Source organism: Proteus sp. G4380, from assembly GCF_963885725.1.
Taxonomy (GTDB): domain Bacteria; phylum Pseudomonadota; class Gammaproteobacteria; order Enterobacterales; family Enterobacteriaceae; genus Proteus; species Proteus mirabilis.
Map to the genome: position 1 here is coordinate 1 of NZ_CAWPAV010000046.1, position 7,306 is coordinate 7,306.

Below are 7,306 nucleotides of genomic sequence, written 5' to 3' on the forward strand. Positions count from 1 at the left end.
AGTATAAGTAATAAAAAACTCTATTTTTACTATCTAAAATCATCTTGATAACAATAACAATAAATTAATTACATTGATAAAAGTCAAAAAACAAGACAAATAATAACTAGTTAGTAACAAAAATAGATTTTTTTTATATTTGTCACACAATTGATTTTATTCTATTACATCTTTCTAAATTTTTCCTACAATAGCCCACAACCTAACCTGACAATAGTTTAAGTAACGAATGCTTATATTATTTCTTTAGGTAACTATCTTTTTTTCTTTATGATTTATCGTTTCAGCAAAATAGAAAACCATCAAACTAAGTGCCCTACACAAAACATAAATGACGAATGAATAGGTTTGCCGGTGCAGTGATAAACGATAAAAAATTGCAAACTTAAGGATAAAAATAATTATGTCAGACTATCTATCATTTTTACTGGGAATTGTTCCTTTAGCCGTTCTGATTTTTATGATTTTAAAAATGAAATCGGCCGTTCATCACGCTGTCCTCGTTTCGCTAATTATCACTGTGGCTCTCGCTATTTTTCATTGGAATAACACCCTTCAATTTGCCTCTGTATCTGTACTTTATGGTGCGGTAAAGGGGTTATGGCCGATTATCATCGTTATTCTTGCGGCTATTTACAGCTATAACCTAATGCTAAAAACAGGGGGAATGGAGGTATTAAAAGACGTATTAGCGGGGATCAGCGATGATAAACGCGTACAAGTTTTACTTATCTCTTGGTGTTTTGGCGGTTTTTTAGAAGCAGTTGCAGGTTATGGTACAGCAGTTGCTATTCCTATCGGTATTTTAATCGCACTAGGTTTTGATCCCTTTAAAGCAGCTGTCGCTTCACTAGTCGCAAATACGGTACCTACCGCATTTGGTGCCGTTGGTATTCCAGTGTCTATTTTGGCACAAAATACCGGCCTTGATGTATTGGTGTTAAGTAAAACCATTATTATCCAACTTGGTTTATTCAATATTCTATTACCTTTTGTCATTGTTGCTATTGCTGGTGGTGGTATTAAAGCCATTAAAGGTGTCGGCTTTATTACTTTAATGTGTGGGATCAGCACCTTAATCCCTCAATATATTGTCGCAGCTAATTTAGGTGCGGAATTACCTGCCTTTGCAGGAAGTCTAGTCAGTCTGATTGTGGTTATTTTCTTGGCTAAACGCATGAAAACAGGCCATGATAAAAGTAAACAGCCAACAAAACACTCAGCTAAAGAGCTATTAGTCGCTAGCTCTATCTATCTGTTTACTTTTATTTTTATCTTAGCCTGCTCTCCGCTATTCCCTACAATCCAAACCGCAGTAGGAACTATTGCAACTAAAATTCCTTTTGTATTAAGTGATACTCAAACTGAATATCAAACTATTGCTTGGTTAAGTACGCCTGGGGTATTGATTATTTTAGCGAGTTTTGTTGGTGGCACTATTCAAGGTGCAAGCCTTTCAACACTCTTTTCTGTATTAGTAAAAACCACAATTCAATTAAAGAACTCTATTATTGCCATTATGGCTATTGTTGCGATGGCAACGGTAATGGATTTCAGTGGCATGATTGGTAGCATTGCGGAAACATTAGTTAACTTTACTGGCGCTGGATTTATCTTTATTGCCCCTGTCATTGGTGCACTAGGAACGTTTGTAACCGGAAGCGATACAAACTCTAACGTACTATTTGGCAAGCTTCAAACCAGTGCAGCGGCAAAACTCCATGTTGATCCCTTTATTCTCGCAGCGGCTAATACCTCTGGGGCGACTGGCGGTAAGATGATTTCACCACAAAGCATCGCGATCGCCGTTTCGGCGACCAAAATGGATGGGCAAAGCAGTGCCATTATGCGAGAAACATTAAAATATTGTATTGCCTATATCATCATCCTAGGTGCCAAAATCGGCATTATTTATCACTTAATGAATTAACTATACAAGATAAGTGATGGCTTATCTTGGCTATCACCTATCGCTTTGACATAACGAGAATAAAGAAAAATAACCAATAAGAATTTTATCTTAAATAAAAATGACAACATCTGAGCGATGTTTTGGAGTTCGGTGAATGAAAGTTAATTTTTATGCAACCTGTCTTGGTGATGTGCTAAAAGCAGATTCGGCACGAGATACCGTATTATTGCTCGAAAAATTAGGTTGCGAAGTATTATTTCAAGAGCGCCAGGGTTGCTGTGGTCAGCCAGCACTTAATAGCGGTTATGTTAATGATGCAAAACCCGCAATGAAATCATTAATTGAGACATTAGAAGTTAATGATTATCCGATTATTTCCCCCGCAGGCTCTTGCACTTATGCGATTAAAGGCTATCCCAGCTATCTTGCCGATGAGCCTCAATGGGCGCTTCGAGCCCAAGGTGTGGCCGATCGTTTAATTGATCTTACCAGCTTTATCGTCAACACCTTAGGTGTGGTTGACGTTGGCGCCCGCCTTGCGGGTAAAGCGGTTTATCACCCCTCTTGTAGTTTAACGCGAAAGTTAGGGGTTGTTAGTGAACCTTTAACCTTATTAAAACATGTTGAAGGACTCGAAATGTTACCTTTCGCCAATTCAGAAACTTGTTGTGGTTTTGGCGGCACCTTCTCAGTAAAAATGTCAGAAATTTCCGGTGAAATGGTCACTGAAAAAGTAAAACATATCATGGAAGTCAGCCCTGATTACGTCATTGGTGCAGATACCAGTTGTTTAATTAATATTCAAGGCCGTTTAAGTCGTGAAAAGCGTTCTGTCAAAGTGCTGCATATTGCACAAGTTTTAATGAGTCAATAAGGGGGCTGCAATGTCTATTAAAACCAGTAATATCGATTTTAGACCACGCTTAGCGCATGAAATGAATGATACCATTATGCGTAACGCCGTTGTTATGGCACAAGAGCGCATTGGAGCCAATCGCCAAATAATGGTAAAAGAGTTAGGTGATTGGGAAGCATGGCGTGATCGCGCAGAACAAATCCGTAACCATGTTCTTGAAAACTTAGACCCTTATCTTTATCAATTATCAGAAAAAGTGACTGAAAACGGCGGTCATGTCTATTTTGCCAAAACGGCAGAAGATGCGACACGCTATATTTGTAACGTTGCCAAACAGAAAAATGCCAAGAAAATCGTTAAATCAAAATCGATGGTAACCGAAGAAATCGGTATGAACAAAGCCTTACAAAATGAAGGTATTGAGATTATCGAAACCGACCTTGGTGAATATATTCTGCAACTGGATAACGATCCCCCTTCTCATATTGTTGTACCGGCGATCCATAAAGATCGCTACCAAATACGTAAAGTGCTAAATGAAAAATTAGGTTATCAAGGTAGTGAAACCCCAGAAGATATGACCCTTTTTATCAGGCAACGTATTCGACAAGATTTTCTTTCTGCTGATATTGGAGTCACTGGTTGTAACTTTGCGGTTGCAGAAACAGGCTCAGTCTGTTTAGTAACTAACGAAGGTAATGCACGGATGACGACCACATTACCTAAAACCCATATTGCCGTTATGGGAATGGAACGTGTTGCGCCTACTTTTGAAGAAGTCGATCCACTGATCACGATGTTATGTCGTAGTGCGGTTGGCTCACGCCTAACCAGTTATAACACTTGGGTAACTGGACCTCGTGAAGCGGGTAATGTTGATGGCCCTGAAGAGTTTCATTTAGTGATTGTCGATAATGGTCGCTCTGAAATTTTAGGCTCACAATTTAAAGATATTCTACGCTGTATCCGTTGTGGAGCCTGTCTAAATACCTGTCCTGCTTATCGTAATATCGGTGGTCATGCTTATGGCTCTATTTATCCCGGCCCTATCGGTGCGGTTATTTCGCCACTCTTAGGAGGCTATAAAGATTTTCATGACTTACCTTATGCCTGCTCATTATGCAATGCATGTAATGTGGTCTGTCCGGTCAAAATCCCTTTAGCACAATTGATCCTTAAACATCGTCGAGTCATGGCGGAAAGTGGTTTAACACCAAAAGCTGAGCGTCGTGTAACCGGTATGTTTAATTACATTAATGCGCACCCCACGCTTTGGAAAGTTGGCATGAATGTAGGGGCTAAGATGGCGGGCTTGATGATCAAAAATGGCTCAACTCCAATCAAGATTAGTGTACTCAATGATTGGATGGCATCACGTGATCTCCCAAAACCCGATGGTTATAGTTTCCGTAGTTGGTTTAAGCGCCACAAAGCAGAAGGAAAAAAATAATATGTTAAACGAACAAAATCGTGCTGAGTTTCTGCAAACTATTGCTCAAAAATTAGGACGTGAGGTGACGCATACGCCAAAACCACAAGATCCCCCTATTAATAATTTAGCTAAAACACGCTTAACAAATTTAACCCAAGATGAATTATGCAAAGAATTTACTGATTTTGCACAAACCCAGCAAGTAAGATGCGTTATCACTAAACCAGAACAAGTGATAAATAGCTTAATAGCGCTTTGTGAAAGCTATGATTGTCAAGGCTCAGTGATAATAAGTGGTGATGAGCGCTTAAATGCACTTGGTGTAACACAAGCTATTAGTGAAAAATATGAAACTTATATTTGGGATCCTAAACTCGGTCATGAAAATATTATTCATGCTGAGCGCTCTCAAATAGGGATTGTCTTTGCAGAAGCGGGATTAACAGAATCTGGCGGGATTGTGCTGTTTTCTTCTCCGGAAAAAGGGCGTTCTGTCAGCCTGTTACCTGAAACCTCGATTGTTATTTTACGCAAAAGTGACATTTTACCGCGAGTGGCTCAACTTGCAGAGCGTTTACACAAAATGGCACAAGATGGGATCAGAATGCCTTCATGTATCAATTTAATTGGTGGTGCAAGCTCAACGGCTGATATTGAATTAATCAAAGTATGGGGAGTTCATGGCCCTGTTCATGCCGCTTATCTTATTATTGAAGATTGTTAGTTTAAACGAAACAATATAAAAACGATAACCAAATAACTTAACGTCATGGTCAACGGATTGACCCAAATACAAAACACCTTTTATACAGGTGTTTTGTATTTATGGCTTAATTAGTGAGTAATAATTTAGCTCGCCATTGATTTAATTTTATTTCACAAGCCAGCAGTACTTCATCAGCACCATTGCCCCCCATCATTAAAGCAGATTGACGTTGGCATTCACTACTTCTAAAAAGAATAAACTGCTCTTGTGAACTGACTAATGCATCAATAGCACTTTTAGCCGCGATAGAGTCACTATCTTCAAGGTCGCCTTTGCTTTTATTATAGATAACATTCAACTGCTCTTCAGATAATCTCAGTTCATCTAATAGACAAGATTTAATGGTTGTTTGGCTTGCATCTGTTGACAACTCATAACATTTGGTCAGGGGATCGTGATTTACTTGAGCAAAGGAGGAAAAAGAGATCAAACTCATTGTGAGTAAACTGTAAGAAATTAAAAGCGTACCTATCTTCACGTTGGCTCCCAATAATAAATTTTTTACTAAATTTGACTGTCAAATATAAGGTATTAAAGAATTAACACCACATCTATTAGTGCGAAAACACAAATTTAGGATATGTCGCATTAAGTGTAGAAAATAAATCTTAATAAGAAGTAAAACTATAATTAATAAGTCTTTAAATCTATCTATTTTATTAGTATTTTTTATAAAAAAAGGTGTTTTAATAATAATCTTAGTAATCGTTATATTTATCTACTGAGAGGATAATATACAAAAAATCAGGTTTAGTGTTTTTTCTCGATTTAAGTCAATTTTTTTTGATCCTCTGAAGTTCTATTTTTAGCAATAGAAGCAAAAAAATAGACTTTTTTTACTTGATGTCAATAGCCAAACAAAGCGTTTTGCAGTAATCTCATCGCTGATTTTTTGCTACTTTCACCCTTTAAAACCTCTGGTGGTATGACAAATATGTTGTATAAATTTACCCCCATTATTCTGCTGATAATTTCCAATATCTTTATGACTTTTGCTTGGTATGGCCATTTAAAGTACGGTAACAAGCCGTTAATTATAGTGATCTTACTCAGTTGGTTAATCGCTTTTGTTGAATACTGTTTTGCAGTTCCTGCAAACCGTATCGGCCACAACTATTACAGCGCAGCCGAATTAAAAACCATTCAAGAAGTCATCACACTAACCATTTTTGCTGTTTTTTCGGTGACTTATTTAGGTGAAAGTTTCACACTTAACCACTTTATCGGTTTTATTTTAATTGGTGCGGGTGCGCTATTTATTTTTAAGGGGCCATTTTAAAGAATAAAAAATAGCTGCTGATAAAATAAATGAAAATTTTCAAAACCTCATTTCGAAATGAGGTTTTTTGTTTTGTAGAGCCTCGTATCAGTCGAACAAAAAACAATCAAAATAATTGATTGCTATTATTAAGTACTAACCAGTAATTCATAGCAAGATTAAGTTATATCATTCAATAAATTACCACATCCCATATTATGCACTGCATTAGTAGAAATTTGACTACAAAAAGCAAATATTGCTCTTGAAAAAATATTTTCATTCAGCGCATAATAGCTAGCTAAGAGAGGCATTGTTTCTCTTTCTTTCTTTGTTGCTTCTCTTAAGTGAAAACGATTTTCAAAAACTTCTTATATTACTTTAAGGTCAGATAAAACGGTATCTGGTATGAGCAAACATTCTAACGATTTTATTTATATGCAGGATAATCCCTGTATGCATTGTGGTGCATGTTGCGCCTATTTTAGAGTCTCTTTCTATTGGGCTGAAATGAAAAGTGGTGGTGGTGTTGTTCCTGACGAATTTACCGAACCCTTAACCCCTTTTCTATCATGTATGAAAGGAACTAATGAGAAACAACCACGCTGTGAAAAATTGATTGGTGAAGTTGGTGAATGCGTGAGTTGTGCAATTTATGAACAGAGACCATCCCCTTGCCGTGAGTTTGAACAATCTTGGGCTAATGGCGTAAAAAATGAAGCTTGCGATCGGGCAAGAGCCGCTTTTGGGCTTCCTCCTCTTCCTAATATTTCTCTACCGCATTCTGCGTAGAACATCAGAGGGGCTAGCCCCTCCTGAGTCTCTTTGATCACAATTTTGCACTTCTTTGCATAAAATAAAGAATTTTCACCAAAAATAGCATTATAAAATAATAGGTTAGTTTGACTTTATTTATAAATCATCTAGTATAGAGAGTAATCAATTAATAACGTGTATTTAGTGAGGTTTTTTTATTTAAAAATAGCAATAAATTAGGAGGTCACTATGATCAGTAGCTCATTTTTCATTCTTTTCCTTTCCCTTATTTGTTCCGTTGCCGTTGTCAGTATGTTACTCGGTGG

Annotated in this window: 7 protein-coding genes; 6 read left to right on the plus strand and 1 reads right to left on the minus strand. The window is 37.3% G+C overall.

The features are described 5' to 3' along the window. The first annotated feature begins 403 nt into the window (after window positions 1-403). The 4 genes from AACU98_RS03560 (at window position 404) to AACU98_RS03575 (ending at window position 4,924) form a co-directional block, all read left to right on the plus strand. The gene (locus AACU98_RS03560) at window positions 404-1,930 is read left to right on the plus strand and encodes an L-lactate permease (RefSeq protein ID WP_004243961.1); all 1,527 of its coding nucleotides are present in this window, start codon (window positions 404-406) and stop codon (window positions 1,928-1,930) included. Between the two features lie 136 nt (window positions 1,931-2,066). Then, on the plus strand, window positions 2,067-2,786 hold the full coding sequence (locus AACU98_RS03565) for a (Fe-S)-binding protein (RefSeq protein WP_161734701.1): 720 nt from the start codon (window positions 2,067-2,069) through the stop codon (window positions 2,784-2,786). Between the two features lie 10 nt (window positions 2,787-2,796). After that, complete coding sequence (locus AACU98_RS03570; RefSeq protein WP_161734704.1) at window positions 2,797-4,218, plus strand: LutB/LldF family L-lactate oxidation iron-sulfur protein; 1,422 nt, start codon at window positions 2,797-2,799, stop codon at window positions 4,216-4,218. 1 nt (window position 4,219) lies between these two features. Next, window positions 4,220-4,924: a LutC/YkgG family protein gene (locus tag AACU98_RS03575; protein WP_004250409.1), complete on the plus strand. Its 705-nt coding sequence runs from the start codon at window positions 4,220-4,222 to the stop codon at window positions 4,922-4,924. A 106-nt stretch (window positions 4,925-5,030) separates the two neighbouring features. On the opposite strand, the gene umoC is transcribed toward AACU98_RS03575, so the two are convergent. Further along, on the minus strand, window positions 5,031-5,444 hold the full coding sequence (gene umoC / locus AACU98_RS03580) for a flagellar biogenesis regulator UmoC (RefSeq protein WP_036895440.1): 414 nt from the start codon (window positions 5,442-5,444) through the stop codon (window positions 5,031-5,033). 456 nt (window positions 5,445-5,900) lie between these two features. On the opposite strand from umoC, the gene AACU98_RS03585 reads away from it, so the two are divergent. Both AACU98_RS03585 and AACU98_RS03590 read left to right on the plus strand, forming a co-directional pair. Next, entirely contained in the window at window positions 5,901-6,245 is a 345-nt protein-coding gene (locus tag AACU98_RS03585) for a DMT family protein (RefSeq protein ID WP_004248496.1), read from the plus strand. A gap of 387 nt (window positions 6,246-6,632) precedes the next feature. After that, window positions 6,633-7,016 (plus strand): YkgJ family cysteine cluster protein, encoded by a 384-nt coding sequence (locus tag AACU98_RS03590; protein ID WP_004243972.1) that lies wholly within the window; start codon window positions 6,633-6,635, stop codon window positions 7,014-7,016. The last annotated feature ends 290 nt before the right edge of the window (window positions 7,017-7,306 follow it).

Excerpts from the sequence above, each read along its gene's own strand:
- AACU98_RS03560 (WP_004243961.1), top strand. The coding sequence starts at position 404 with ATGTCAGACTATCTATCATTTTTACTGGGAATTGTTCCTTTAGCCGTT.
- AACU98_RS03565 (WP_161734701.1), top strand. The coding sequence starts at position 2,067 with ATGAAAGTTAATTTTTATGCAACCTGTCTTGGTGATGTGCTAAAAGCA.
- AACU98_RS03570 (WP_161734704.1), top strand. The coding sequence starts at position 2,797 with ATGTCTATTAAAACCAGTAATATCGATTTTAGACCACGCTTAGCGCAT.
- AACU98_RS03575 (WP_004250409.1), top strand. The coding sequence starts at position 4,220 with ATGTTAAACGAACAAAATCGTGCTGAGTTTCTGCAAACTATTGCTCAA.
- AACU98_RS03585 (WP_004248496.1), top strand. The coding sequence starts at position 5,901 with ATGTTGTATAAATTTACCCCCATTATTCTGCTGATAATTTCCAATATC.
- AACU98_RS03590 (WP_004243972.1), top strand. The coding sequence starts at position 6,633 with ATGAGCAAACATTCTAACGATTTTATTTATATGCAGGATAATCCCTGT.